General features: G+C 44.4%; 23 protein-coding genes and 2 pseudogenes. 7 read left to right on the top strand and 18 right to left on the bottom strand.

What is annotated here, in order from left to right:
• Nucleotides 1-166: 166 nt before the first annotated feature.
• From KKZ03_RS13575 to KKZ03_RS13565, 3 genes are all read right to left on the bottom strand, one after another.
• Nucleotides 167-535 (bottom strand): MFS transporter, encoded by a 369-nt coding sequence (locus KKZ03_RS13575; protein ID WP_243217359.1) that lies wholly within the window; start codon nucleotides 533-535, stop codon nucleotides 167-169.
• A gap of 365 nt (nucleotides 536-900) precedes the next feature.
• Entirely contained in the window at nucleotides 901-1,551 is a 651-nt protein-coding gene (locus tag KKZ03_RS13570; RefSeq protein WP_243217358.1) for a DUF2490 domain-containing protein, read from the bottom strand.
• A gap of 180 nt (nucleotides 1,552-1,731) precedes the next feature.
• Nucleotides 1,732-2,697, bottom strand: a complete 966-nt coding sequence (locus KKZ03_RS13565; RefSeq protein ID WP_243217357.1) for a toxin-antitoxin system YwqK family antitoxin — start codon at nucleotides 2,695-2,697, stop codon at nucleotides 1,732-1,734.
• A 570-nt stretch (nucleotides 2,698-3,267) separates the two neighbouring features.
• On the opposite strand from KKZ03_RS13565, the gene KKZ03_RS13560 reads away from it, so the two are divergent.
• From KKZ03_RS13560 to KKZ03_RS13550, 3 genes are all read left to right on the top strand, one after another.
• Nucleotides 3,268-4,482 carry an ISAzo13 family transposase gene (locus tag KKZ03_RS13560; RefSeq protein WP_243217356.1) on the top strand — a complete coding sequence of 405 codons (1,215 nt, stop codon included), beginning with the start codon at nucleotides 3,268-3,270 and terminating at the stop codon, nucleotides 4,480-4,482.
• Between the two features lie 476 nt (nucleotides 4,483-4,958).
• Nucleotides 4,959-6,242 carry an MFS transporter gene (locus tag KKZ03_RS13555; protein ID WP_243217355.1) on the top strand — a complete coding sequence of 428 codons (1,284 nt, stop codon included), beginning with the start codon at nucleotides 4,959-4,961 and terminating at the stop codon, nucleotides 6,240-6,242.
• The gene (locus KKZ03_RS13550; RefSeq protein WP_243217354.1) at nucleotides 6,235-7,629 is read left to right on the top strand and encodes an anion transporter; all 1,395 of its coding nucleotides are present in this window, start codon (nucleotides 6,235-6,237) and stop codon (nucleotides 7,627-7,629) included. Before KKZ03_RS13555 ends, KKZ03_RS13550 begins: the two co-directional genes overlap by 8 nt.
• Before the next feature lie 575 nt (nucleotides 7,630-8,204).
• Here KKZ03_RS13550 and KKZ03_RS21925 read toward each other — a convergent pair.
• From KKZ03_RS21925 to KKZ03_RS13540, 3 genes are read right to left on the bottom strand one after another with little or no spacing between them, the layout of a single operon-like run.
• Nucleotides 8,205-8,435: a transposase family protein gene (locus tag KKZ03_RS21925; protein ID WP_305852382.1), complete on the bottom strand. Its 231-nt coding sequence runs from the start codon at nucleotides 8,433-8,435 to the stop codon at nucleotides 8,205-8,207.
• Nucleotides 8,365-8,586 (bottom strand): transposase, encoded by a 222-nt coding sequence (locus KKZ03_RS13545; RefSeq protein ID WP_305852352.1) that lies wholly within the window; start codon nucleotides 8,584-8,586, stop codon nucleotides 8,365-8,367. The genes KKZ03_RS21925 and KKZ03_RS13545 overlap by 71 nt, the downstream gene beginning before the upstream one ends.
• Nucleotides 8,540-9,025, bottom strand: coding sequence for a transposase family protein (locus KKZ03_RS13540; protein WP_243217353.1), 486 nt, complete (start codon nucleotides 9,023-9,025; stop codon nucleotides 8,540-8,542). Before KKZ03_RS13540 ends, KKZ03_RS13545 begins: the two co-directional genes overlap by 47 nt.
• A 393-nt stretch (nucleotides 9,026-9,418) precedes the next feature.
• On the opposite strand from KKZ03_RS13540, the pseudogene KKZ03_RS13535 reads away from it, so the two are divergent.
• The 3 genes and pseudogenes from KKZ03_RS13535 (at nucleotide 9,419) to KKZ03_RS13525 (ending at nucleotide 15,892) form a co-directional block, all read left to right on the top strand.
• Nucleotides 9,419-10,777: pseudogene (locus tag KKZ03_RS13535) on the top strand (ISNCY family transposase).
• 574 nt (nucleotides 10,778-11,351) lie between these two features.
• Complete coding sequence (locus KKZ03_RS13530) at nucleotides 11,352-13,964, top strand: YbcC family protein (protein ID WP_243217352.1); 2,613 nt, start codon at nucleotides 11,352-11,354, stop codon at nucleotides 13,962-13,964.
• Nucleotides 13,961-15,892 (top strand): proton-conducting transporter membrane subunit, encoded by a 1,932-nt coding sequence (locus KKZ03_RS13525; RefSeq protein ID WP_243217351.1) that lies wholly within the window; start codon nucleotides 13,961-13,963, stop codon nucleotides 15,890-15,892. The genes KKZ03_RS13530 and KKZ03_RS13525 overlap by 4 nt, the downstream gene beginning before the upstream one ends.
• A gap of 68 nt (nucleotides 15,893-15,960) precedes the next feature.
• Here the strand turns inward: KKZ03_RS13525 and KKZ03_RS13520 are convergent, their stop codons facing one another.
• The 6 genes and pseudogenes from KKZ03_RS13520 to KKZ03_RS13500 all read right to left on the bottom strand — a co-directional run bounded on the left by KKZ03_RS13520 (nucleotide 15,961) and on the right by KKZ03_RS13500 (nucleotide 20,029).
• Nucleotides 15,961-16,287, bottom strand: coding sequence for a zinc-dependent peptidase (locus KKZ03_RS13520; protein WP_243217350.1), 327 nt, complete (start codon nucleotides 16,285-16,287; stop codon nucleotides 15,961-15,963).
• Between the two features lie 18 nt (nucleotides 16,288-16,305).
• Nucleotides 16,306-16,479 (bottom strand): annotated as a pseudogene (locus KKZ03_RS22070) (IS3 family transposase); the annotation flags it as partial.
• Between the two features lie 96 nt (nucleotides 16,480-16,575).
• A complete protein-coding gene (locus KKZ03_RS13515; protein ID WP_243217349.1) occupies nucleotides 16,576-17,187 on the bottom strand; it encodes a group II intron maturase-specific domain-containing protein in 612 nt (203 codons plus the stop codon).
• A gap of 46 nt (nucleotides 17,188-17,233) precedes the next feature.
• Entirely contained in the window at nucleotides 17,234-18,901 is a 1,668-nt protein-coding gene (locus KKZ03_RS13510; protein ID WP_243217348.1) for a recombinase family protein, read from the bottom strand.
• Nucleotides 18,902-19,044: 143 nt separating this feature from the next.
• Nucleotides 19,045-19,374 carry a hypothetical protein gene (locus KKZ03_RS13505; protein WP_243217347.1) on the bottom strand — a complete coding sequence of 110 codons (330 nt, stop codon included), beginning with the start codon at nucleotides 19,372-19,374 and terminating at the stop codon, nucleotides 19,045-19,047.
• A gap of 97 nt (nucleotides 19,375-19,471) precedes the next feature.
• Nucleotides 19,472-20,029, bottom strand: a complete 558-nt coding sequence (locus tag KKZ03_RS13500) for a reverse transcriptase domain-containing protein (protein ID WP_243217346.1) — start codon at nucleotides 20,027-20,029, stop codon at nucleotides 19,472-19,474.
• Nucleotides 20,030-20,234: 205 nt separating this feature from the next.
• On the opposite strand from KKZ03_RS13500, the gene KKZ03_RS13495 reads away from it, so the two are divergent.
• Nucleotides 20,235-21,635, top strand: a complete 1,401-nt coding sequence (locus tag KKZ03_RS13495; RefSeq protein ID WP_243217345.1) for a transposase — start codon at nucleotides 20,235-20,237, stop codon at nucleotides 21,633-21,635.
• A gap of 594 nt (nucleotides 21,636-22,229) precedes the next feature.
• On the opposite strand, the gene KKZ03_RS13490 is transcribed toward KKZ03_RS13495, so the two are convergent.
• From KKZ03_RS13490 to KKZ03_RS13465, 6 genes are all read right to left on the bottom strand, one after another.
• Nucleotides 22,230-22,817 carry a glycine zipper family protein gene (locus tag KKZ03_RS13490; RefSeq protein ID WP_243217344.1) on the bottom strand — a complete coding sequence of 196 codons (588 nt, stop codon included), beginning with the start codon at nucleotides 22,815-22,817 and terminating at the stop codon, nucleotides 22,230-22,232.
• A gap of 16 nt (nucleotides 22,818-22,833) precedes the next feature.
• Nucleotides 22,834-23,256: a hypothetical protein gene (locus tag KKZ03_RS13485; RefSeq protein ID WP_243217343.1), complete on the bottom strand. Its 423-nt coding sequence runs from the start codon at nucleotides 23,254-23,256 to the stop codon at nucleotides 22,834-22,836.
• Nucleotides 23,257-23,927: 671 nt separating this feature from the next.
• The gene (locus KKZ03_RS13480) at nucleotides 23,928-24,080 is read right to left on the bottom strand and encodes a hypothetical protein (protein ID WP_243221752.1); all 153 of its coding nucleotides are present in this window, start codon (nucleotides 24,078-24,080) and stop codon (nucleotides 23,928-23,930) included.
• Nucleotides 24,081-24,148: 68 nt separating this feature from the next.
• Nucleotides 24,149-24,646, bottom strand: coding sequence for a transglycosylase SLT domain-containing protein (locus KKZ03_RS13475; RefSeq protein ID WP_256452030.1), 498 nt, complete (start codon nucleotides 24,644-24,646; stop codon nucleotides 24,149-24,151).
• 854 nt (nucleotides 24,647-25,500) lie between these two features.
• A complete protein-coding gene (locus KKZ03_RS13470; RefSeq protein WP_243217342.1) occupies nucleotides 25,501-25,920 on the bottom strand; it encodes a transporter associated domain-containing protein in 420 nt (139 codons plus the stop codon).
• A gap of 21 nt (nucleotides 25,921-25,941) precedes the next feature.
• Nucleotides 25,942-26,841 (bottom strand): hemolysin family protein, encoded by a 900-nt coding sequence (locus tag KKZ03_RS13465; RefSeq protein WP_243217341.1) that lies wholly within the window; start codon nucleotides 26,839-26,841, stop codon nucleotides 25,942-25,944.
• Nucleotides 26,842-26,868 lie beyond the last annotated feature (27 nt).

Raw genomic sequence — 26,868 nt, 5'->3', positions numbered from 1 at the left:
TTGGGAGTAGCTGTCGGGCAGCTGTTGGCCGAACTGGGACTGCCAAGTTTGATAAAAAAATGAATGGAGCTATTCTTTGTTCAATGAGCAGTTTCGACCCAAACCCGCCTGTCGCGTTTCTCCAAAGCGGTCAGTCAGTCAAATCCAGATTCTGAGAACTGGAGTGCTACAAAGCAGTCGTTGGCGACCTCACCCAATCGGCCAACAATATCTGCCAAACGGCGATCGTTCCGGACATGTCAAGAACAGCCAGCCCAAATGCCTGAATCATGGCAATGCTTTGGGTAAGCAACAGTAATCGACGGCGGTTCCAGCGATCAACCAATACGCCTGCCAGCGGAGATAGAAAGAGCGCGGGAAGCTGTCCACAGAAAAGCACAAGACCCAACTGAAAAGAAGATCCCGTCAACTGGAATACCACCCACGACATGCCGATTTGCTGCATCCACGTACCGATCAGCGAAATGCCTTGTCCAAGAAAAAAAAGGCGAAAATTACGGTGCGACAAAGACCGAAGCAGTGCTTTAAGATACATTTTACAGCTTATTTTCTGGACAAACACACATTTAAACTTCCTATGTAACTCATTAAAGTACCTAATTCAAGATTATAGTGAACGGCAATGCGGATTAAGCGAAGTCCGAAGCGTTTTCTTCTTAACACATTTCTTTATAAATCGAGTCAATTAATCAATACTTCGAACAGTTTTGATTTGATTAAAAAATGGCTAGGGAACCTCCAGCAGGTAAAAATGTACTCAACAACGATAACTGCCTGAAGTATTGTTAGACGCTAACACAGTTATTCGTTCCACTGCACATTAACCCCCTATGTAGTCAGCCAATCGTTCAATGGCTTACTAATAAACTGGCAAGTCGATGAAAAGTTTTTCAAATAAAGTTAAAAATTGGCAAACAAAGACCCCATCATTAAGTGGTGCATGGTGTTATTGGTATGTGTCGCATCATCCAGATACTGATTGAGATATCCACCTTCGACCCGGAAGTTTTTATTAAAAGTCCAGCCAAGTCCAGCAAATGCACGGTTTTGATTAAAGCCGGATTGTCCCCCTGAGCGCGTCGAATTGAGTATCACGAAGAACTCATCCCATGCAATCACGCTCAAGCGCGGATCAAAATCCAACGGGTGCATGAATTTAATCATCTGCCGTGGACGTACCCTGACTTCATTATTATTGCCCGGTAAGAAATTGCTTTCGATCATGGTTCTAAAACTGAGCGTTCCAAGACTGGTCGGCATGACATAGCGGAATGCGGGCCACACATCTTGCTGAGCGACCGAGTGCTTGCCAACATTTTGAGTGGGTAGATAGGTGTAACCTGCCCAAATCGTTGCGCGGTCAGTAAGCGAATAGCCAACCGCTGCGCGTGCCATGCCTTGATACCAATGACTAAAGTTATCGTCCCAACGAGATTGCCCCTCCAGCCAGATACGCGTTTTTTCCAGACTCGGATCTACCACCTTCAGACTACCCTCTCCCACGACCTGCGCCCAAGCGCCGGCATCCTGAAGCAAATCATCCTGTACCACCGCGGTCGACGACTCTGCTGTCGTTACCATGCATGTAGAACATAGAATCGTTACCGTCATTGCTACTGTCTTTATTTTTTCATTCATCATATCGCGTACCCTGTTTCTGTCTTCTAAGCCCAATCCAGCACCATTGAGAGCACTGGGTTTGTTTTTGGTTTTAAATCCTACAAAACTATGTCAAATTCCATTACCGTCGTTTGTTTCATTCTTTTTGGGTCCGTTTTCATATCGCCCGTTAACTAATCCACTTTCCTGTTCGTCTTGGTAATTTGTTTGGCTTACCTTTTGCCCGTCTTGGTAGTTTGTTTCACTCTCTTTCTGGCCATTTTCATACCATTCGGTCGCTAATCCATTTTTCTGCCCACCTTGGTAATTTATTTCACTCTCTTTCTGGCCATCTTCAAACCACTCGGTAGCTAATCCATGTAACTTTCCATCTTGATAGTTTATTTCACTATTTTTCTGACCGTTTTCATACCATCCAATAGATAACCCATTTCGTTTCCCATCCTTATAATTTATTTCACTGTCTTTCTGCCCGTTTTCATGCCACAGAGTGGCTAATCCATTTTCCTTTCCATCGTTGTAAAGTGTTTCACTCTCTTTCTTTCCATTTTCATACCACAGTATGGCTAGTCCATTTTCCTTTCCCTCTTTGTAATTGTTTTCAGTTTCTTTATGTCCGTTTTTGTCCCACAGAGTCGTTAATCCATTTCGTTTTCCCTCTTTGAAATTTGTCTCACTCTCTTTCTGTCCATTTTCATACCACGCGGTAGCTAATATATTTTCCTTACCCTCTTTGAAGTTTGTTTCACTCTCCTTCTGCCCATTTTCATACCATCCGGTAGTTAATCCATTTCTTTTCCCGTTTTTGTAATTTATTGCAGTCTTTTTCTGCCCGTTTAAATAATAGGTTACGTAGCTACCTGTAAAGGGTTCATCACTATTAGGTAAATATACAAGCTCATTTCTTGTTTGAATAACCGTACTAATTTTTTCTTTCAAGCCTATTTTTTCTAAAAAAATCTTACTATCACATCCCGTGATAAAAAAAATTATGATAAATATACCTACTATGTTTTTCATATTTTTTGCCTTGAAACCGTCACCTTGATAACGGTTAATATTTGTGGATAAAGTCATCAGGAGTCCTTAGGTTATATAGCTTTTACAAAGCGACCGATATAGTCGGCTGCAATATTGATCACTGTCGGTGGCATCAACTGTAAATACAACGAGCGGATAGCATACAACCATAAAAATTCACGCCACTTTTGTAATAGTCATCATCTCTAGCTGTTTTATTGATATGTTTTTTTCATGTCACTTCTCTCGAGTAAAATTAAATTGTCTTCTCTTACACAATTAAGCTATTTCTGTGCCATAAGTTAACGATAAAAATAACAGTAGTAAAATCAATATGATATGCTAAACAAAAGGGGCTTAAAACAATTGGGAAGGATGCTAACGGTTGAAATAAGCCTTTAAATAAGGTTTTTTTCAACTACTGATGCTCTCCTGACAATCAGCATCAGTAAACTGTCAGTGGATATTTTTGACATCCCCGTCAAACAAAAAACCAACCAAAATTTTTGTATATTAGTAAATCCTTGCTTAGGTTACAGCTTAGGAACGAGCACGAAATAACTTGAGCAAGTAGTCGTTGTAATGCGGTAAAGTTAAAGAACTAAAACATTGCCAAAAAAACTTATAATGCAGCCGGCTTACCCAATAGAAATTGAAAAACAAATGCAAGAAGTGTTCAACCGCCTATCCGAAAAAGATAAGCGGTTGTATGCGGGGGTTGAAGCATCAAAATTTCCTTATGGGGGCATCAGTTATATTGCTCAACTGTTTTTCTGTTCTCGCAATACTATTGGACGCGGGATAAATGAACTGAAAGAGAAGGCAACTATCCCCAAAAGACGGGACAGAAAAGCGGGCGGTGGCCGAAAACAAATTATTCAAAAACAAACAGATATTAATGACGTATTTTTGTCTATTTTAAAAGAACATACGGCAGGTGATCCGATGAATGAAATGAAAAAATGGACAAATTTGACCTGTGCCAAAATTGGCTCTCTATTGGCTGAAGAGAATTTTAAAGTCAGTCGCAATATTGTCAGAAAATTATTAAAACAGAATAGTTATGTGAAGCGCAAGGCCCTGAAAAACAAAGCGACTGGCGGGCATATAAACCGCAACGCCCAGTTTGAACGGATCGCTGAGTTTAGGGATTTATATACGGCTACGGGCAATCCTGTTCTCAGCGTGGATAGCAAAAAAAAGGAATTGATAGGTGATCTGTTTCGCGAAGGTAAGGTCTATACGACTAAAACTATCGAGGTTTTTGATCATGATTTTCCTTCATTAGCCGAAGGTGTAGGCGTACCTCATACACTTTATGACATAGACCGCAACGAAGCCTACGTTAACATTGGGACGAGTCGTGACACCAGCGAGTTTTCCTGTGATTCGATTCGGCACTGGTGGTACACCTATGGCATCCAGTATTATCCACTGGCAACATCCATTTTAATGTTAATGGATGGCGGCGGTAGTAACTCCTCCAGACACTATATTTTCAAGCAGGATTTACAGGCATTAGTGGAAAAAATTGGCATTGAAATAAGGATAGCGCATTATCCCCCGTACACGTCTAAATGGAACCCTATTGAGCATCTGGTATTCCCTCATATTACTCGCGCCATGTCTGGCATGGTTTTAACCAGCCATCTATTTATGAAAGAGTTAATAGAAAAAACAACAACAAAAACAGGCTTAAAAGTCTTTGCCTGTATTTTTAATAGGGTTTATGAAACAGGCAGAAAAGTTATGGCAGGGTTTAAAGAATCAATGCGAATTGTATTTGATAAACATCTGAGGCAATGGAATTATGTCGCCATGCCTGAATCGGCAATTTTATAAGTTGCTCAAGTTATTTCGTGCTCGTTCCTTAGCTAACGCTACACCTAAATCAACTACAAAGGTTTTTATAATGTGCGCTAACTCGTGCATTAACATATTGCTGGAATATATCAGATTCTAACAGTCACCTGATTATCCGCTGTTTTCCTAAGCTTAAAAACGTGAGTATCGAGCATATACTTTTATTTTTTGTTTTTTCTTGATTCATATTCGACACACATTCCCTATTTTTCGGGTTGTTTTAAAATAGGTGTACGGTTAAGTGTAGCTACATTATGCTTCCATGTGCGCCACCGTACGGAATGCTTCAATAGTTAAAGCTAGAATGATAATAAGATTTTGATAGTCTCGTTACTTGGTACAGGTAAGTACTAATAACGATAACATCTTCATCAACGGTCTTTAGAAAGCGGTTTGACTGCTTTTAATGGATTAATAGTAACAACTCAACAATACCAACCCAAGTGAGCTATTCCATGACCACAACAGCCATTAATGACCAAAATAATACCCCTCTCGGAAAATTTACTCGAACCATTAAAAGTACCTCTGCTCTCGATTGGCTAAATTTTCTTATTGCCGATGTTAAAGACGGTCTTGGCCCTTTCTTGGCTATATACCTTTTTTCCAGCCAACATTGGGACTCTGGCCAGATCGGGATCATTATGATGATTGGTGGCACGGCAACCGCTTTGGCACGAGCCCCCATGGGCGCACTTATCGATTGGAGCTCATCCAAACGTGGTCTTATTGTCGGTGCGGCAGTTGTGGTTGCTATCTGTTCGTTACTGATCACCTGGTTTCATGGTTTTTGGGCGGTGGCTGTCGCCCAAACGGTGATTGGTGTCGCCGATGCCTTGTTACCCTCTGCTATCGCGGCTATTTCTTTGGGCCTGGTCGGTTCTCGGGCCATTACTTATAGGATCGGGCGTAATGAAGCGTTTAATCATGCCGGTAATGTAGTCACGGCTCTGCTGGCGGGTGTCGCTGGTTGGGCACTGGCTCAAGAAGCGATGTTATGGTTGGTTGCCCTGGCAGCGGTTTTCAGCATAGTGGCCGTATTGAGCATAAAGGCTACGGCAATCGACAACGATAAGGCGCGTGGCATGGAGGAACATGATCATAACCAACAACCGGTGAGCCTGCGTGAATTGTTTCAGAGCAAGCCATTGCAAATCTTTGCCGCTTTAATCACCCTGTTCCATTTTGCCAATGCGGCAATGTTACCCATGTTGGGCCAAGAGCTTGCACAAAGTCAACCCGGTTCCGAGAGTCTGGTTATGGCAGCCTGCATTATCACGGCACAAATTGTCATGATTCCCACCGCGATGTTGGTCGGCAGTAAAGCCGATATTTGGGGGCGCAAAGCATTTTTTCTGGTGGGTTTTGCCGTACTGCCTCTCCGCGGTTTGCTTTATACGTTTTCACAAGATCCGATTTTTTTGGTGTCGATACAAGTTCTTGACGGTATCGGTGCCGGTATTTTTGGCGCCCTGTTTTTTATTGTGGTTGCCGACCTTACCAAAGGAACCGGACATTATGGCTTCGCTCTTGGTGTGCTCTCAACATGCTGGAGCTTGGGCGCTGCAATGAGCCATATGGTGGCGGGTCTGATCGTCGATTCGGCAGGCTTTGATGCGGCCTTCTTGTTTCTCTCGGGTATTGCGTTAATCGCTTTCTTGTTGTATTGGATAGCGATGCCTGAAACAGGTCCTGCCAAATTAATACCGATCTTAACGACGGCTATGCAGGATGCCTAAGGTAAGCTCCTCGGTACCCGAAACCATCCCACTAAAGATAAAGTCACTGTCAAGGCAGCGTCATTGGCCTCGCTTTGCCAGTATTACTTTGATTCTCCTCATCATCGCTATCGCGCTGATCGCTGCCGTAACCCCCGGCTTGCTACCGGCCAGTTTGGGCTTCGATGATGAAATCAAGAAAATCGCGGCCGCTGTTATCTTCGTTGGCAGTTATCTGGCGCTGGCTATTGGTAAAATACCCGGATTGAATATCGATCGGGCTGGTGTGGCGCTGGTCGGTGCCGGTTTAATGGTCACTTCCGGTGCACTGTCGCTGGAAGAAGCCTATAAAGCCGTTGATCTTGATACGATTACCTTGCTGCTCGGCATGATGATTCTTGTCGCTAGTTTGCGTCTGTCCGGTTTCTTTGCGATTGCCACCATTTGGGTTATGGAGCACGCGAAAAAACCATTAATTTTACTGTGCGCAATTACTGCAATATCCGGGATATTTTCTGCTTTTTTGGTTAACGACGCAATTTGTCTGGTACTCGCACCCTTGGTGCTGGAACTGACGCGGCGAATGGGGCGTAATCCGGTGCCTTATCTGTTGGCAGTTGCGATGGCATCGAATGTGGGGTCGACAGCTACAATCACCGGCAATCCTCAGAATATTATGATTGGCAGTTTTTCCCGTATTCCTTACCCGACCTTTGCGCTGGCACTGGGGCCGGTAGCGTTAATCGGGTTGTTGATAACAGCGGCATTGATAGTCCTGTTTTACCGTAAAGAATTTGTTGGTGCCGAACCGCTGCTCGTGGTAAAGCCAAAACTGCGCATTAAGCGTGTGCTGGTCATACGCGCGTTATTGGCGACTGTCGTTATGATTGCGCTGTTTTTTGCCGGTCAACCGCCCGCCAAGGCCGCAATCATCATTGGTGGTTTACTGTTATTGACGCGGCGCGTTAAAAGCAAACGTATTTATGCGGAAATAGATTGGTCGCTTTTGTTGATGTTTGCCGGCTTGTTTATTATCGTCGCGGGAGCGCAGCGTACCCTGTTGACACCTGACTGGATTATTGCCGTGAGTCATCTGCATTTGGATCAGGTACCCATCTTGAGTGCAGTCACGGCGGTACTGTCTAATCTGGTTAGTAACGTACCTGCTGTACTGATAATAAAGCCGTTTGTTGAGTCACTGGCAAATCATGACACGGCTTGGCTGACGATCGCCATGTCGTCGACTTTGGCGGGTAACTTTACCATTTTGGGTTCAATCGCGAATTTGATTGTCGTGCAAAAAGCCGCCGAGCAAGGCGTTGTGATCAGCTTTTGGGATTATTTCCGGGTCGGGGCACCGTTAACCATTATTACCCTGGTGATCGGTACATTATGGATGTGGCTATGAAAGCGAATTTTTGGACAGTTTTTATTTAAAAAACCGTCTGGAAGCTTCCAAGATGTAAAGATGTAGTTAACGATGATAATAGCCCGACATACCAAAGGCTTCCATGCACTTACATAGCATCTGTTCTACAGAAAATGTCCCGCGTAGAAAAACTGTAGAGTAAGCTTGTCTTCATCTTACTAACTACTCTAACGTACCTGCCAGGACGGATAAATTTTCGAAACCTTAGCCATTATAGCTCTCTGAATGAAAAAACCTTTTTACGATAATCTCTCCGCTCTTTTAATTTTCTAACCTTAAATAACTTACCGGATAAAAGTAAATAGGTAACTGCAATCGATGCCAGTTTTTTACCGAAAAGCGGGTGTCATTAAATCTATAACCTTTTGAAAATTAAATTTTCCAATTCACACCGCGGTAAGTTCACACAGATAATATCTCTTCAAGGAATAGTATCTTTTTGCATAGAGATTATTTATTTAAAAATCTATATCTCTCTACTGTTCGCTTTAATGTTAATTTAAAACTAAATCGTCTATAGCGTAACCATACTGATTATTCACTAGACATCTTTCCTAAATACAGCCATAGCGTAAGTTAACAAGAGCAGCCACTAAATTCCAGGTCAGGGAGTAATGCTTATGCTTGCCCCGATAAACATCTTTGGTAATCCTGAAAATTTTGCATCGACGATTAACATGCTCAATAAAAATACGCTGTTTTGATAGTGCCTTATTATCGGCTTTGTCTTCTGCCGAAAGCGGTTGGCCTTTTTTTCTTTTTAACCGGTAGAGTCGAGTTCTGATGGTGTTTCTTTATCCCTTGGTATCCGGAATCCGCCAACAACAGGGCATCAGGATGTAACAATAGACGGCTGTCTTTGAAGATAGAAAAATCATGCTGTTGACCTTTACCTATCACTACGGAGAGTATAGTCATCGTCAATAGGCAGATCACGAGTTGGACTTTGATCGTGTGGCGTTTTTTTTCCTGAAAAGTACGCTTTCTGGTTTTTAACAGGGCGCTCGATAGGCTGCTCCGAAACATCAATGACCACGGTAGCTGCGGGATCTTCCAACAGTGCCTTGCGGTTGGGCAGTTTTTCGATTTTGACCAATAGCCTTACTGTGCGAGCATAAATTTTATGGCAATAAGATTCGCTGATGTCGAAGACCGCAGCCAGGTTTATCAACGTCGGATAGTGACGAAGATAATAGAGTGTCAGTAACAAGCGGTCTTCTAAAGCCAGCTTAGAGTCTTTTCGTCCCCGTCTAGTCAGTGGATTAAGGACTTTTTGTTCGTCCAGGTAAGTCGCCAGCTTACCGTGAAGATGCAGAAAATCTTCTGGTGACAGGCCGACAGTCCTTAAAAATTCTTCAGGCTTGTGTCTTGGCAATTGGGCATAAGGAGTGTCATGGCTATCCGTGTTTTCAGAGGTAGATCGCTATTTTAACCTTATAAAGGCCAAATTCTATGTCGATTATTTAGGAAAGATGTCTATTGTACAAAAGCATAAGATAAGATTCAGCCGCAGAGTAGTTATGCTCTTCCAGATCGGTAAGCCACTCAATCTCTTTCACTTTTTATTCAACTCATTAAAATTTTTCATAATCTTGTCTCTGGTAATCGAGATTGATATGCCAAGTTTTAATTATCAAGCCGATTTGTCGGCTAAGCAATTAATGAATGTCTTCGATAAATCAGGGTGATAAGCCATAAAACCACAGCAATTCTCATTATGACGTTAATCACCTAAAATGGCAGACCGATTCTTATTGAGACCTATGATATGAGTGCCCCCTTTGGATTAAATGCCTTGACCTTTAGTGATGTAGTCAAACAATTACATACCACTTTTGAAACTTTTTCTGATCCGCGAACCGGCAAAAATACGAACTATACGATGACTGATGCTGGACTAAGTGCATTTTCAGTATTTTTCATGCAAAGCCCGTCATTTTTAGATTTTCAGCGGACCATGCAAGATACACAAGGGAAAAACAATGCACAAACACTGTTCGGTGTTTTTAAGATCCCAACAGACAATCACATCCGAAGCCTGCTTGATGCGGTAGAGCCTGCGACAGTGTATCCGCTGTTTGATTTTGTATTTGACGGTTTGTAACGGGCGGGGGTAATCGATACTTTTCGCTCAGCAGACAATCGATTACTGCTGGCATTGGATGGAACCGACTATTTTTCGTCACAAAAGCTCCACGGTCCCTGCTGTTCAAGCAAAACACACCGTAACGGTAAAGTCAGCTATTCGCACAAAGTAATAACGCCGGTGCTGGTTAAGTCTGGCAGTGACAAGGTTATTTCACTGGCGCCAGAATTTGTTCGCCCGCAGGACGGTCATGAAAAACAGGATTGCGAGATCAACGCCTCTCTGCGCTGGCTGGAAAGTCGGGGTAGCCAGTACGCCGCGCTGCGCACTACCGTGCTCGGCGATGATTTGTATTGTCACGAGCCATTTTGTCGGGCGTTGCTGGCCAAAGGACTTGAATTCACCCTGGTCTGTAAACCCGACTCTCATAAGACGCTGTACGAATGGGTTGATGATCTGGCGCGTAACGGTATTGTTAAAACCTTGGTGCAGACTCGCTGGACCGGCAAACGCCATGAAACAGACACTTATCGTTATGTCAGCAACGTGCCCTTGCGTGATGCCGATGATGCCTTAATGGTGAACTGGTGCGAGATCACCACCCGCACGGCAGACGGTAAGGTACTGTATCGAAATGCGTTCGCAACCTCCTTGAGGATTGATGACGCTAACGTTGTCGAAATAGTTGCCTCCGGACGCGCCAGGTGGAAGATTGAAAATGAAAACAATAATACCCTGAAGACCAAGGGCTATCGCTTCGAGCATAACTTCGGTCACGGCCAGCAATTCTTGTCTTCCTTGCTGGCGACTCTGATTTTACTCGCCTACTTGTTACATACCCTGCTGGATTTAATGGACGACAAGTTTTGCTTGCTTCGTCAAAAACTACCTTCCCGTAAACGTTTGTTTGATGATATGAAGGCTCTGACTACCTACTTTTGTTTCGATAACTGGGAGCACCTGCTCGATTTCATGCTGGAAGGCTGGTCATATAAACCGGGAAGCCCAATCAATCGCCCCCCGAAGCCTGAAATCGGATAGGTTTTCGTCATAATGAGAATTGCTGATAAAACCAAGCAAATACAAAACGCCACAAAAACCGATTTCAGAGTTATCTATCTTAAAGAATCTATTTGCCATTGACTCAAGAAGTCTGTCCGAGAATAGGAACCGTAGCGACTAGGGAAAGCTATTTTGGTCATTTGAGACAAATAGCTGTTCTATTAAACGAAAATAAACGGAAAATATGGCCAAAATAGCTTTTCCGCAGTAGGTTTTCTATTTTCGGACAGCCTCCTACTGCACCAGAAAAATTGGAATCGGGGGATTTCAACCAAAAGCTTTGGTTGATTTAAACACTGCCCCGGCAGAATTTTCAACCTTTAGCCAATTAAAACACCTCCGGTGATAACAATAAACTATCCCATAAAGAGTAAATTACTATTATTTATCATCGAGTTATTAATTGGTTAAATAAAACTATCAGGCTCGTTGGTAAACCATTTATTGCTTGGCATGTTTGGTGCTTGTTAATGTGTAATGCAGTCTTTATCAGATATTAACTCTTATACGGTATCGCACCTTTACCAACAATGCCGAGGTTAAAAATAACAACATGGCTTATCGTGAAATCACCCAACCGCTTGTGGAAAACTCCACGGCAACATCAAAAAAAACTGTGTTTAATCTGGATGCCTCAATAGAACATATTGCTCACTGGCTTCCTGCCCAGGGGCCGATAAAAGATTTTATTCATCACAATACCTTACACGCTTTTCAGCAACATCCTTTTCATGAAGGTATCGCTATCGCCGCAAAAACTTTCGGCGCACGTAGTTATTTGCCTTTGGAAGATTATCAAGCAATGTACCAACAAGGCCGGATTAACAAAGCGGCGATTGAATGGGCTATCGAACACTCCGATTGCACAAAACCAAAGCAAGAGGCACTTAGAGAAACCTTGTTCGAAGCCGATGCGACCAGTCATTATCCACCCATTTCGCTGGCTAACCATGGGATTCGCAACGCCTGGTTGACTCAGCTTGAAGTTAATCTCAATGCTCTGGTGCATCCGATATTATTCCGGTTGTTGGGTAACTTTTTGGATCAGGGAATTAGTCGCTGGAGCTTACCCAAAAATGGCGAACATTTCTGGGACAGCGTACTGCGCTTGGCAAAAAACAGTTTATTACCGCTATATCCGTTAAATGAACCCGTTGTCCATGAATTATTATCTGCAAGCCCTGATGATGTCATTAAAGTTTGCCTGAAAAAAATAGTTGGTAATGAGGAACTTTACGAACAATACCTTTTAGAAATGCTCTTGGCTCACCCTGGCTGGGCCGGTATGGTACACGTCATTGAACAAAATCCGAAATCCCTGCTTGCCCGCCGCGAAATTTCACTGAAAGAAATGATTGCTGTAGAGCTGGCTATTGAACTGGCTTTTCTGCATAAGAAAAAAGGCACCCAGTTTTTAGGTATTGCCGCCCTGCCCTATACCAGTGGAACGCCGCTACTTAAAGATGGCGGTTTTAAGCCAATCATTCCGTTACGTCTGAGAGTCTGGCACGAAGCGATGGAATGGTCGCTGCATAGCGAATTACTCCAGGCTCTAAAACCCAAAGATACGCAAACTAATGCATCCGAATCAAAGCTTCTACCTGAAGCCCAGGCACTATTCTGTATCGATGACCGCGAATGTTCATTAAGACGTCATCTTGAAGCAAGCAATCCGGCTATAGAAACACTCGGTGCTGCCGGATTTTTTGGCATTGACTTTCTCTATCAAGGCCTGGATGATGCTTACCCGGTTGCCCAATGTCCCAACATTATTATTCCCAAGCATCTGATCAAGGAAGCCAGCAGTCAACAAAAACCAAGCGATAAAACCAGGAGCAAGTCAGGTAACCTGACCAATATGCACTTTACTGCACATTCAATGTTCAGGGGCTGGCTCTTTACTCAAACACTGGGAATTGGTTACGCCATTAGAATGGCCTGGAATGTATTTCGTCCAGGTTCCAAATTGCCCAACATAAGAACCTTAAGCGAAGTTGAAACACACACTCACCTGCATTTGCTCCGAGAATCAGAGGAACCCACGGAAGAGGGTTATTTACTGGGCTTTTCCTTTCCGGAAATGGCGGACCGCGTGGGTGGATTATTGCGCAATATCGGCTTGACACAACATTTTTCACCGCTGGTGGTCATCGTTGCGCACGGCTCCAGTAGCGTCAACAATCCACATTTTGCCGCTTACGATTGCGGCGCGTGTTCAGGAAAGCCTGGCGCACCCAATGCCCGTGCCTTTGCCTGGATGGCTAATCATGACGCAGTGCGGGCAATCCTGTTTGATCGCGGCATCGAAATTCCCGTCAGCACCCGATTTGTAGCTGCGCTACACAATACCAGTCGTGATGAAATCACCTATTTCGACAAACAGTTGTTGGAACAGCATCCGGCTCCCGGTTTACCTGCTTTTCAGAAAGCCATGAAACAGGCTTTAGAAAACAATGCCGGAGAACGCTGCCGCTGGTTTGAGCTGGGCCCACAATCGCAACCCAATGAAAAAGCGCACCAGCATGTTATAGAACGATCGTCTTCGATATTTGAACCGCGCCCGGAATACAATCACTCCAATAATCTTTATGCTATCGTCGGTCGAAGAGCGTTAACCAAAAATTTGTTTATGGATCGACGTGCTTTTTTGCATTCCTACGACTCTCAGACGGATGCGCAAGGCGACATTATGGCCCGAATTCTGTCCGCCGTTATTCCGGTCTGCGGCGGCATTAATCTGGAATACCTGTTTTCACGCATCGACAATTCAGTTTATGGAGCTGGCACAAAACTACCCCATAATGTCATCGGCTTGCTTGGCGTTGCCAACGGTGTCGAAGGCGATCTACGCACGGGTTTACCATCGCAAATGATCGAAGTACATCAGCCTTCGAGATTACTGATCGTCGTCGAGCAAACGCCCGCTATTCTGGATAAAACCATCGCCAAATTGGGGGCGCTTAAGGAATGGTTGGATAACGAATGGGTTAGATTCGTTGCTTGCCACCCTGAAAACCGTCAACTTTTCCTGTATTCCGTTAACGGCTGGGAAACAGTTGAGTTTGCGGATGACAACGAAACTCCCCAAGCGAACCTTTCAGAGGAAATACTTTTGGGCCAAACAGAAACCATACCGGTGCATCAATTTATTCGGATACACGCATGAACGGCTTACTCTTAACCAGTCTGGCGCTCCCTTTATTGGGCTTTTTATTGATTTTCCTAACTGACAGGAACGAGAAAAAAATTGCGACCATCAGTTTCTGGTGTAGTCACGTCATGGGGCTCAGTATTATTGCCTTACTGATCGTGTGGGCGCTTGCCGGTTTTCCAAATCATGAATATGAGTGGTTTACACTCTATGAAACCGGCGACTACAGCTTCCCCATCTTGTTTTATCTGGATCGAATCGGCGCTGTTTATCTTTTTTGCGTATGGGCAATTTTCTCCATTATCGTCAAATATTGCCGCGTCTATTTACATCGGGAAAGCGGTTATAAGCGTTTTTTCCTGACTATTTTTGGTTTTGTGTTCGGACTGAATCTGGTCATCTTGTCAGGTTCTATCGATATATTGTTTGCCGGTTGGGAAATTGTCGGCATCGCCTCATTTTTGTTAATCGCTTTTTATAGACACCGCGCACAACCGGTACGTAACGCCTTAAGAGCTTATACGATTTACCGGTTTTGCGACATTGGCTTATTGTTGGGTGCCTGGATGAGCCATTTATTATTTCATGAAAGCCAGCATTTTAGTCAACTGGCCGACTTGTTTAATAACCCGGCGATGCCTCCGGCAGGCTACGCCTCTTTACTATTGGTATCGACCTTAATCCTGATTGCAGCCTCCGGTAAATCGGCACAGTTCCCTTTCTGCTTTTGGCTACCCAGGGCTATGGAAGGGCCAACGCCTTCCAGCGCTATTTTTTATGGTGCCTTATCAGTGCATCTGGGAGTATTTTTATTACTGAGAACTACGCCAATATGGTCTTATTATTATTCAACCCGCTTTAGCGTATTTATGATTGGTTTACTGACCGTCATTGTGGCCAGTATTTCTGAGAAAACACAGTCCAATATCAAAGGCCAAATTGCTTATGCCTCAATTACCCAAGTGGGCTTTATGTTCATGGAACTAGCTTTGGGTCTTGAATCGCTGGTGCTTATTCACTTTCTGGGTAATGCTTTTCTGCGGTGCTATCAATTATTAGTTTCACCATCAATCGTAGCCCATTTATTAAGAGTGGAAGGCTCTGCTGATAGCGATTTCTATATCAGAAATCATTCAAGATTCGAGTTTCTGCCAGTATCACTTCGCAATACCTTGCCGGAAGTCTTACAAAACACACTGTATGTCTTCTCGCTGCAAGAAGGTAATTTGGAACTTTTGGTGCGCTCTGTACTGTGGAATCCCTTAAAACGTATAGGTGCAACTATTAATGCGCTAAATATCTGGCTAAAACTCCTGTATGCTTTAGGCAGTTTCGCTTTGGTTGGCTTGATCATCGTAGCCGCCAGCATTAATACCAAATATCTATCGATACCGATATCCGTATTGATGGTATTGGCATCATTAAGCGCCTTCAGTCAAAAACACAGCCCCTTCAAGGTTTGGAATGCCATCGGCTTAAGCGCGATTTTGGCAGGCGTCGCAGTTTGGTTTTTAAATCCTGCCGCCTGGTTCGATGTGGTGATATTTGCCAGTGGCATTATCCCCGCCTGGATATTAGGGATAGTTGTCTTGGCAAAACTGCTAAAAAATGACAACTTTTCCGAATCACCCTTTGCTTATCGGGCGATGGCAGAAACCCAGCCGAAACTTTCTCTGCTATTGTTTTTGAGTTTCTTGGGGCTAGTCGGCTTTCCTATTTCACCGGCTTTTCTCGGCGAAGATTTATTGCTTTCTCATGCCAGTAATCATGCACCCTGGTTTGCACTGCCTATCACTGTTGCTTTCGTTATCAATGGTATCGCTGCCGCCCGGGTATTCCAAAGACTGTGTATGGGCAGCCCGACTGAACTTAATATAATGACAGAAGAACTTGATACAAAAGTAGCGCTATCTATCAAAATACCAAAACACCATACGGCTTGATTAACTGCCTAAACATGAATGGCAGTGTATAATTGCCTCAGGAACTTCCCGATACTGGTAAGGAATTTTCAGCAAACAGGATGTTGCCGCAGTAACGGATCTTGCCGGTAATAAAGTTGTAGTTGTTGATAAACTTCAGCAAAATGCGACTGCAAAATTTCCGGCGCGCAGAAAAAATATTCGCTGATTACCGCAAAAAACTCGGCTGGACTGGTTGCTGCATAAGAGCCAATAACGGGGTGATGGTGATGCCCGACTTGTTGCACCAGACTTTCATAAGCAACACTAGACATCTTTCCTAAATAATTGACAGAGAATTTGGCTTTGATAGGATTAAAATAGCGATCTACCTCTGAAAACACGGATAGCCATGACTCCTTATGTGTAATGGTCAAGTAAAACCGGACACTTTCTTAAGCAGTCTTCTTGTAAAATTCCCGTTCAAATTCCAGCGGGGATTGGTAGCCTAATGTTGAATGCAATCGTTTGCCATTATAAAACGCCAAATAATCAATAATACTCAGCTTTGCCGCCTCTTTAGTCTTGAATTTTTCGTAGTTTAGTTGCTCATGTTTTAAGCTTCGAAAAAACCGCTCGGTCGGCGGTCGAGTAAACCGAAGGGAACTGCCCCCTTCAGTTTCTCACAGAACCGTACGTGAGCCTCTCGACTCATACGGCTCTTGTTATTTAGCCATCCAATTCCAAACTCGCCAATGTGCAAACAACAATGGATTTTCTAAGTACAATTTTCGCAACCATTCACCAGAGCGCCATTTTCGACTTTTCAATTGCTTGAATTTTCGTCTCGCCCATTTTATGATTTTACCATTGATATAATCATAAATAGTCGACATTGCTGATTTCCTGAAACGACTATAATAATTTATCCAGCCTTGAATCATCGGATTAATCGCTATGGCTAGTTCCTCAACACTGTTACTAAAGCATCGTTCAACCACAGGATGCTCTTTTACCTTAAGCCGCATCGCTTTTAACGCTTTACGACTTACAGCAGGTGAAAAACTAACGAAAAACCTACCATCACGGCTCCGACTACTTCTTGGTCTGAATGTGTAACCCAGAAAATCAAAGCTCTGAATTGGATAATCCCCATTACGGTTAGTATCCTTGCAATAAACAATCTTGGTTTTCTCTGGGCAAAGCTCAAGTTTACATTGAGTAAATCGTACTTTTATTTTACTTTCAATATATTCCAGCTGCTTCTGACTGCGACAATGCACTACAATATCGTCAGCATATCTTTCAAAATGAATGCAGGGAAATTCTTTGTGCATCCATTGATCAAAGCCAAGATGAAGAAATATATTTGCCAGTAACGGACTAGCCACGCCCCTTACACAAAGGATAACTTTTATCGATCTGAGTCGTATTGTGCTGTGTAGGCGGTTTCGACGATTGCGGATTGCCTCCCGTCGGCGTAACCTGTCTTGGTATCGAATGTTTAATTGTGATCAAATCTTTTCCCACAATCACCTCTTTGACCAGCAGTCTCATAATTCGTTGGCGTTGACCAATGTCGAGGGTATCGGCGTTTGAGCGCAAGCGTTCCAGAAACGCTGTGAGGGTTTCGGCAAGCTGTAAATACGCCGCACGATCCGCTGTTTGGTGATTGATCGCTTGAAGTTCTGCCTGTATCGTTTGTTCTCGTTGCCGCAATGGCGGCATTCTGACGCGAAGTTCGTCAAGCGTCAGCAGTTCTTCCTGGTAGGCCGTTAATAATCGCTCCATGCTTTTACGCACCCGAATCAAATCGCGGTTCAGCGTTTCCTGCCGACGTTTGGTTGGACTGGAATCACGGGCGGCTTCCAGTCGGCGATTTAGCTCGTTCTGGATGAGTGTCGGATCCTCCAGTAGGCGGAGAATTTCAGTCCAAACCAGCTGATCGAGTAAATCCTGACGAATGGGTTTTTGATCACAGATGGCTTTCCCACCATGACGATAGGCATCGGATCCGGAACAACGATAATAGTAAATTTTACGTGCTGACGTACGTGTCGAGCTTCGATAGAGCGCATAGCTACACTGACGACAATGCACCATTCCCTGGAGAATACTGGGCTCAATGGTACGTCGTGGCCCATGCTGTTTGTTGTATTCCAAATTTTCCTGAGCCATGGCAAATGTTTCTTCACTGATTAAAGCGGGTACAGGAATCTCTAACCATTCGGTGCGTGGACACTCATGGCTAGCACTGTTTGATTCTGCAAAACCGCCGCGTAAACGTAGTGGTCGGGTAATGCGTTGACGTGCCGCCATACCCGTTTTACCAAAACAGGCGCGGCCTTGGTAGGCAGGATTACGCAGCATTGCCCATATAACAGAACGTTCCCAACGGGCCTTTTGTTTACGGGTTGGCAAACCTAATTCAGTTAACTGGCGAGTAATCGCACCAATGCTCAGTCCTTCAACTGTGTAGAGATTGAACACCTTACGCACCACATCTGCTTCGGTTTCGATAATTTCGTAGTAGGCTGCCGTTTCCTCGGTCTTACGGATATAGCGATAACCATAGGGCGCACCACTTAATACGCTGACTTTACCTTGTTTTGCCCGATGACGCTTGCCACGCCGTGAGCGTTCCAAAATTTGCGCCCGCTCGTATTCAGCAATCATACCTTGAAACTGTAACAGCAATTGATCTTCTGGGGTACCTGAATGCGGCGCTTTGATGAAGACCATATCGACGCCATGACGGGCTAATTCCTCAATCAGCAAGACCTGATAGGCGTATTTCCGGCTCAACCGATCAGGTGACAGCGCCAAAACCGCTTGGATTTGACCTTCTGCGGCTAAATCTCTTATTCGCTCAAGCCCTGGCCTGATTAAATTGGCCCCACTATAACCTTCATCTTCGAAAACCCATTCATCCGGTACTTGGTAATTTTCTTGGCGGGAAAATTCTATCAGCGCCGCCGTCTGGCTGGCTATGGTCTTCTCCTCTTTCTGTTGATCCGAAGAGACACGGGCGTAGATGGCGGCTATTTTCATGGCTTTCTCCTTTTAGTCCTGTGGATTCATCAATTCGACGTTCCTGGTTCGGAACCAGGATGGCAAAGACCTGCTCCAGTTTTGTGACATGCAGACGATCAAAAGCAAATTCCAACTCAATATCATGACTTCGCCGATGGCGATTAGCCATGGCGGTGCAACTTGTCGAGAAAACTGACGATGGCATGTGCCACAATCTCGCCAATAGCCATACCGCTGGTTTGAGCATGCGACCGAAGCCGCTCCACGACATCCGCAGGTATTTTGATGGTGATCGGAATAGAGGGTGAAGCGACCAAGACTGGCGCATCGATTCCCTGCGCTTCCTGAAGATATCGGTATGCCTGTCGGCGAGACAAGCCAAACTGTTGGGTCAATGCTTCGGCAGCTTCGGCCAAGGGGCAGTCCTGTGCCAGCAAGTTGAATGCGGCATTCAGCCGGTGGGTTTTGTCGGTATTTGAGGATCGCGTCATGAGACATATATTTATTACCTTTTACGTCTCATGTCAACTGGTAAATTTGAACGACTGAATTCTATCTGCCGTTCAAATTCAAAGTTATCTTTTGTGTCTATGGCGTGATCACGCCCCATTGTGGAGTGCCTTGCGTACGTTGCAATAGCTCACCATTTGGGAGAATGACATCGGCTTTTAACCAACGTTCGATGTAAAGCAGTGTCCATTTACACTGAGTAAATTTTGATACGCCTCTCAATACTAATGCATGATCTAAAGCATCAAAGAATCCTTTAATATCCATATCTAAAACCCAGTCATCTCTCCAGCACCGCTCACGGGCTTTCGCTATGGCGTCAAGCGCTGATTTTCCCGGACGATACCCATACGAATCAGGGTGAAAGTAAGGTTCCACAAGGGGTTCCAAACGTTTCTTAATGACCATTTGTGCAATTCTGTCCGAAATGGTTGGTATTCCTAGTGGCCGTACCTGACCATTAGACTTCGGAATCTCTACACGCCTTACGGGTGGAGGGAAATAACTTCCTGATGACAGTCGATTCCAGATTTTATACAAATTGTTTTTCAATTCAGACTCAAAATCCTCCATTGTTTGCCCATCAATACCTGCAGAGCCTTTATTGGCTTTGACAGATAAATAGGCGTCCCACACTAATACTGCTACCGCAAATGTAATTAATCTATAAGTTACAGTTAGATACGCAAATAATAAGATAAAGATCAAGCACTATTCTGGTAGAATTTTGAGTATTACAAAGTCTGATCACTCAATGTTCAAGTTTTTTAGCTTAGAAAAACAGCAGGAAAACGGGTAAGCCAATCAGTGCTAGAATTGGACGTATTTCAACAATATGTTGATGAACGAGCCTGCGCAGTTTATAAAAACTTTTGTCACCGATTTAGATGCGGCTCTGAGAAAGCTAAAGCCCACCGCTAAACTGACGCCACTACAAAAGATTTGGTTGGGATTTTGTTTGACGGGAATATTACTGACCAATTCGGTGTGCTGGGCGAAGTTCGAGCGTGCGAGCTTGGGAGAACGCAAGATTGCCGCACTTTCGTGGATGTTTCGCGAAGCAAAAGTAGCCTGGGATTATTTGCTTTTGGCGAGTGTGACATTGGTTTTGAAACGGCACGGGATTACAGAAGGTGTACTGGTCCTCGATGAATCGGATCGGGCACGCTCAAAGCGAACCAAGCGAATTTATGGCGTTCATAAGCAAAAACACAAGGTTTCAGGGGGCTATGTCAACGGACAGACGGTGGTTTTATTATTGCTGGTGACGCAGACCGTCACGCTTCCGGTAGGCTTTGCTTTTTACAGGCCTGATCCGGCGCTAACGGCATGGAGTAAGGAAGATAAACGCTTGAAAAAAGCGGGCATGGCGAAAAAAGATCGCCCTGTTCAGCCTATGCGCGATAGTCGGTATCCAACAAAAACGCAACTTGCTTTACGACTGCTGCAAGCTTTTAAGGATGCCCATGGTGATATCAAAATCAAAGCCGTGTTGGCTGATGCCTTGTACGGCGAAGCGGGTTTTATGGATACCGCTTCACGGATATTTGATATTAACCAAGTTATCAGCCAGTTACGCGAGAACCAGATCATTGAATATCGAAGCAAGAAAAGGAATTTGAAGGACTATTTCAATACCATCAACAACGGCGTAGAAGTGACTTTGCGGGTGCGTGGCGGTGAAGAGGTTAAAGCGACCGTGAGCAGTGCTCGATTAAAAGTGCTTGCGCATGGCAAGAAACGCTTAGTCGTTGCCCTGAAATATGAAGGCGAAAGCGATTACCGCTATTTAGTGGCCACCAATATGACGTGGCGCACCATGGATATTATTCAAGCCTACACATTGAGATGGCTTGTAGAGGTTTTCTTTGAGGACTGGAAGCTTTATGAAGGATGGGGGCGTGAGGCCAAACAATTGGATGAAGAGGGATCAAGCCGTGGCCTGATTCTGAGTCTGTTGCTTGACCATTGCCTTCTCCTTCACCCAGAGCAGATGGCCCGTATAGAAAACAAACTGCCCGCGTATACCGTAGGTAGCCTGCAAAGAAAGTCTCAAATGGATGTGCTGCTCGAATTTATCAAAACATTGCTGGAGCACCAGAATCCAGCAGAGAAACTTAAAGAATTGGCTGTACTTGTTGACGATATTTTTCAGTTAATGCCTTCCGGCAAGCATATGGTTGGCAGAGATTTAGGCCGACTGGAACCCACGACTTCGCTACAGTACCGTGCCGCTGGATGATTTGCCAAAAATAAGAATGTAAAGAATTTAAAAACTTGAACATCGAGTATAAATCACTCATACCAATTGGCGAAGGTATTGTAGAAGTGTCCTGTTTAATTAAACCATTTCACTTACGTTGTGGTTTTGCTACGCTGGACATTTGCTGCAGAATGGGTTCTATTAAGTGCATGGAAGCCTTTGGCGTGTTGGGCTGTTATCGTCGTTGACTACATCTTCACATGTTGGAGGCTTCCAGACTATTTTTTAATCAAATCAAAACTGTCCGAAGTATTGTTATTTTAAAGAACTTTAAAAATATCACTTAAAAAGTTAAACTCTATATTTTTTAATTAGTTAACTTTCTACGGACTGTGATCTGATAAAAACTATCCGAAGTATTGATCGTATATACCTCAATAAAATGCATGGAAATTAGTTATTAAAAAATTAGCTTCGATGCACTTGTTCAGAATCTTCTTATTATTCGCTATTACTTTTACCGTATTTACAAACTTTTAAGCCGTAGAAAATGATAGGATTCATGTAAGAGCAGTTTGAATTTTGGCGGAGGGGAGGTATTATTACCAGCAGCGCAATATGTGTGTCTATTTGTCAATGCATAACTCCGACAATACTATTGTGTGGCGCTGGTGGTGGTGAGCCGGATGGCGGGGGTGGAATATCCTCGGATGAGGATGGACCAGATAAAGTAGGTGGCGGTAAAACAATTACTTCTTTTGGTATTGCCCCTGAGAACTGCCCAGATACCGGAACTTGATGGCCTTTGGCGTACATGCACTGTATATAAGCGGTATCGTAGCGCTGTTGAGCCTCGTAATAGGAGCTACTGGCCTTCCCTACTCCGACCATACTACCGCCAATTAAGCCGGTGCCACTGCCTATAGCAGCGCCGGCGGCTGCATTGCCGCTAGCTGCACCTATGGCAGCGCCAGCAGCCGCCCCGACAGCTGTCCCGACTGCGGCGCTAGTAAAGCCGCTACTCATTTGCGCCTGATTGGCAGTAGTACCGCCTACCTGAAAAGAGGCGAATTGCTGACAGACAGAATTGTCAGTACTAAACCGTTCAAAAGACATTCCTGAGCCAGGCAGTACCATAACGCTAGGGCCACTGGGCATGCTGACACAACCCGTTACTGCCAGTATGATTGTGATAGAAATTACCATAATAAAACGTGACATATTAATTCTCCTTTGCTTAGCGTGGCAGTATTGGTGCTACTTGTTGCCAACCGCCGAGGCACTCCTTGATAGAAGGGTAATAACCTTGTGGGTTGTTACAGTAATACCAGTAACCGGATGGATTTTGTTGGACTACCGGAGGGGCTTGTTGGATATAAACCGGCGGTGCTGTCGGCACAGCGATCACAGCGGGGGGATAGACATAATAAGGATTCCCATAATAGCCCAGACCATACCCTAGACCCAGTCCCAAGCCGAGCCCCCCATAATAGTAGCCGTTATAATAGCCATGACCATAATAGTGACCACCGCCATAATGACCGCCTCCACCATAACCACCGCCATAATGACCACCCCCACCACCATGCGCCCATACAGGATTGCCCGTCATTAGGCCGATTAAGGCAATGACCATAAATACTGCTGTGATTTGTTTCATTGAAATCTCCATTCCGCATCGGCGGTATTTTTCAAAAATTAAATCCGACATAACGCTGCCGAAAAGGCCGTGCAGCTTGGTTTTCCTGCTTAGACCGTAGTTTGTTTTATACCGGATTCTCTATGCACTAGTCATTCTGTCAGAGTGTATCAGCGACATCCGTCGATTTAGCCACGGCATTTCGATCAGTTATTAGAACTGATCGAACAAAAATAGATATCGTCATTTGATGTGTGTATTTCATAAAGTAATCCCTACATTATTTTTTTAAAAAAAAGCATAAAACTCCATAAGACGCCGATCTATTTTTATTCATCATTGTTACCTCGGATATTGATGAAGTCAATTTTTGCAAGACTACGTTTATTAAGACGTTCTACATATTTTTAGCAATTTATAGGCCAATAACTGAAAATTTATATAATTCAATCAGTAAGATATGATTGGTAATAATCATTTCAGTATAAAAGGTGAAAAGCAACCAGTTATCATCAAATATGTAGTGTAAAACACCCAATATATGGAAGGACAGATCTTTCTTTATCTCGCTAAATTATATTGCGAGATTAGGCAAACAGTTGATTAATATAGCCAATACCACTGTAAGAAAATGGTAATACACGATCCCCGTATACAAACGCTTATCTTTAGATATTTTCGTATTACGCGCCTTACGGAAAATATTGCATCGGGTTGCTGGCAATTTCACGTGCCGCTAAAAATTGGGCATAATAGTTTCGGGAGGCAAAACCGAACGCCGGGCCGTCATACAGCTTTACGATGTGAGCAAAATCCCGACCGACTTGATTTTGTGCACGTTTCATGCCGCCGATACCGTGGTTGTAGGAGGTAATCGCTGCTGGCCAGTCACCCAGTTTACTATAGGCGTAACTCAGGTAATTGGCTGCACCGATGGCTGAAGAAAAGGATCAAGGCATAGATCCACTCTCCCGCCGGGCATGAAAGTTTTCGCTGCGCCTTTGGTAAATTGCCACATGCCCATGGCACCGGCGGAGGATTTGGCTGCCGGTTGAAACGAGGATTCGACATGTGGCAGGTAGGCCAAATCTTCCGGTAAGCTGGCATCACGGAATATTTTTCTAAATGGCCCATCATAGCGGCGACTGATCTCGAGTCCATGTATGAAACGTTCGCGGGTACCACGTTGGGAACGCACCCGCTCGGCAGCGCCGTTCAATGCGCTGTTAAGTTGTCTGCCGCTACTTTGCAATTTAGCGATTATTTGCCTGTCAATAGGATTTAACGGTGCGTGGTAGCGAAATTTACTCTCTAAAACGAACAATTGGACTTTCCAAAAATCACAGCGTTGCTTGATCATTTCCTTTTGCTCGCTGGTCAGACTTTCATCGACATAGCCGGGCAATACCATCACTTCGTATATCACATCCAGATAACGGTCGTCGTGAATTGCGATTTCCGAACGATGCCATGTCGCATAGGTTTTACATCAGAATTCTACTGCAGGTTCTAGTTCGACTGGTTTTTGGAATATGCCGGAGCGAGCCTTCGAGTTATAGATATTTTGCCATGGAACCGTTCGCGGTTGAATCATGGTTTGGTATATCATAGTGTTATCGTACTTGACGACAGGTGCCTTGCTGCTACAAGCATAAAGCAGAAAGGCAAGTGCCGGAAAAAACATATCCACTTTTTGATAGATTCATTGTCTTTTTATATTAGCTCAGCGTTAATAAATTTCGAGGCAGTGTTTTTTGTATATTTCGGTTAATTTGAATATACATACTGGATCGATTTGGACGCCCAAAGTCTAACACGTCAATAGAGGTGATTTACGCTTCTAAGTGTTTAACTTAAGACAGGAGTTCATTTTTTTTGCATAGATTCTTCTTTCAAATTAGAGTCATTAAAGAAATCAATTTTTCAACAGTAAGGTTGGTTAGATGGCTTCATTTTGTAATGAGTTCTTCAATCAGTTTCACACAAGGCAAACATAACGAGAGCTATCTTCATATAGTTAAACTGGTACACAGAGTAAATCGCTGGTAATTCCGTGCAGCACTTGAAGAATATGTCGGGCATCGCAATCCTCATAAGTCCGGAGTACTAATGCCGACCAGCTAACTGCAAATTTATTGATTTTCAATGGTTACTTTGATAGTTCTATCGCAGCTCCTTAAGCAGCCTTTATTTAGGACAAAATTAAACGAAGTCATTTGCAGATTTTCGCCTTGACTCACGTTCGGTTTCGAATAACAGCGGCTCTTACTTATCTTCGTCTTGCTTACCGAGCTTTACTTCATCCAGAGGGATCGGTTCCACGCTGATCCTAGAGACGATGAGTTTGTCCACACGATTCTGATCCATGTCGACGACCTCGAACCGAAGGCCGGTACTGACGAATTGATCTTCGACATGTGGCACGCGTCCGAGGCAGATCATGGCAAAGCCACCCAACGTCCGGTAGGCCTGAATATCCTCACCCGGTAGGTGGTAATCGAGTTTCAAAGCCACCTTAAAACGTTCGATTGAAATATTGCCGCTAACTAGCCATGATCCATCTTCTCTTTGCACAATTTCGGGTTGCGCTTCGTCTTCGACGATCGCGACATCTCCGACCAATATCTCCATCACGTTATTCAGCGTCACCAGTCCCTGATGCTCGCCATATTCATCAATTACCAAGGCGAGATGCTGGCGGTGCTTTTAGAAGGCTTCGAGCAATTCGATCATCGTCAAGGTTTCCGGCACATAAAGCGGCTTAATAGCATCGCTTGCAAAATCAAATGGCTTGCTTTCAAGGAAAGCATCCAGCACGGATTTGGCCCGAAGTATACCGGCCACATTACCGAGCCCACCGTAGCAGATGAGAAGCCGCGAGTGACCACTGCGCAACAACTTTTTACGGTTGGTCTCAAAGGAGTCATTCAGATCAACATACACGATATCGCCCCGAGGTGTCATCACGCTCCTGATCGCTTGATCGTCCAGCCGAAAAATACGCGACACCAGTGCCTGCTCGTGCTTTTCGAACACCCCCGCTTCCGCGCCCTGCTCCATGAGCACGTTGATTTCTTCTTTGGTGATGGGAGGATATCCCGGTGTCCTTACCCTGAGCATCCAAAGCACCAGATTAGTAGCGAAGTTCATTAACCGCACCAGAGGAAATGCGATTACTGAGATAAGCTCCATCGGCTGAGCCATGGTGCTGGCGATGCCTTCCGGATTTAAAAGGGCCAAGCGCTTGGGGACGAGTTCGCCAATAATTAGCGAGAAAACCGCTATTCCTGTCACCGGGATCCAGAATGCCAGTCGGTCGGCATAAGGCTCTAGCCATGCGATCTGAGCGAGACTTCCGGCAACTTGTTCGGACAAGGTGTGTTCGCCTATTGCACCACTAAGAATCGAGATAACCGTGATAACAAACTGTACTGTCGAAAGAAAATTCGCGGGCTTATTGGCGAGTGCGAGCGCACAACCGGCACCGGTTCGGCCGTCTTCGCGCCACTGTTGCAAGCGCGCCTTGCGTGCCGACACAATCGCCATTTCCGACATAACGAAGACACCGCTGAGAACGATCAGAAAGACAAGAACAATAATAGTCATACAGTCATTTTACTATGCGATATATCA

It is taken from the genome of Methylobacter sp. S3L5C (assembly GCF_022788635.1).
In the GTDB taxonomy this organism is placed as follows: domain Bacteria; phylum Pseudomonadota; class Gammaproteobacteria; order Methylococcales; family Methylomonadaceae; genus Methylobacter_C.
This window is presented reverse-complemented; position numbering and strand designations above follow the sequence as displayed.

What these genes read in the sequence shown, in the direction of transcription:
- KKZ03_RS13555 (WP_243217355.1), top strand. Translation starts at nt 4,959, where the DNA reads ATGACCACAACAGCCATTAATGACCAAAATAATACCCCTCTCGGAAAA.
- KKZ03_RS13575 (WP_243217359.1), bottom strand. Translation starts at nt 535, where the DNA reads ATGTATCTTAAAGCACTGCTTCGGTCTTTGTCGCACCGTAATTTTCGC.
- KKZ03_RS13550 (WP_243217354.1), top strand. Translation starts at nt 6,235, where the DNA reads ATGCCTAAGGTAAGCTCCTCGGTACCCGAAACCATCCCACTAAAGATA.
- KKZ03_RS13560 (WP_243217356.1), top strand. Translation starts at nt 3,268, where the DNA reads ATGCAGCCGGCTTACCCAATAGAAATTGAAAAACAAATGCAAGAAGTG.
- KKZ03_RS13505 (WP_243217347.1), bottom strand. Translation starts at nt 19,374, where the DNA reads ATGACGCGATCCTCAAATACCGACAAAACCCACCGGCTGAATGCCGCA.
- KKZ03_RS13525 (WP_243217351.1), top strand. Translation starts at nt 13,961, where the DNA reads ATGAACGGCTTACTCTTAACCAGTCTGGCGCTCCCTTTATTGGGCTTT.
- KKZ03_RS13495 (WP_243217345.1), top strand. Translation starts at nt 20,235, where the DNA reads ATGAACGAGCCTGCGCAGTTTATAAAAACTTTTGTCACCGATTTAGAT.
- KKZ03_RS13475 (WP_256452030.1), bottom strand. Translation starts at nt 24,646, where the DNA reads ATGGTATTGCCCGGCTATGTCGATGAAAGTCTGACCAGCGAGCAAAAG.
- KKZ03_RS13490 (WP_243217344.1), bottom strand. Translation starts at nt 22,817, where the DNA reads ATGTCACGTTTTATTATGGTAATTTCTATCACAATCATACTGGCAGTA.
- KKZ03_RS13515 (WP_243217349.1), bottom strand. Translation starts at nt 17,187, where the DNA reads ATGCACAAAGAATTTCCCTGCATTCATTTTGAAAGATATGCTGACGAT.
- KKZ03_RS13565 (WP_243217357.1), bottom strand. Translation starts at nt 2,697, where the DNA reads ATGACTTTATCCACAAATATTAACCGTTATCAAGGTGACGGTTTCAAG.
- KKZ03_RS13465 (WP_243217341.1), bottom strand. Translation starts at nt 26,841, where the DNA reads ATGACTATTATTGTTCTTGTCTTTCTGATCGTTCTCAGCGGTGTCTTC.
- KKZ03_RS13530 (WP_243217352.1), top strand. Translation starts at nt 11,352, where the DNA reads ATGGCTTATCGTGAAATCACCCAACCGCTTGTGGAAAACTCCACGGCA.
- KKZ03_RS13510 (WP_243217348.1), bottom strand. Translation starts at nt 18,901, where the DNA reads ATGAAAATAGCCGCCATCTACGCCCGTGTCTCTTCGGATCAACAGAAA.
- KKZ03_RS13485 (WP_243217343.1), bottom strand. Translation starts at nt 23,256, where the DNA reads ATGAAACAAATCACAGCAGTATTTATGGTCATTGCCTTAATCGGCCTA.
- KKZ03_RS13480 (WP_243221752.1), bottom strand. Translation starts at nt 24,080, where the DNA reads ATGAAACGTGCACAAAATCAAGTCGGTCGGGATTTTGCTCACATCGTA.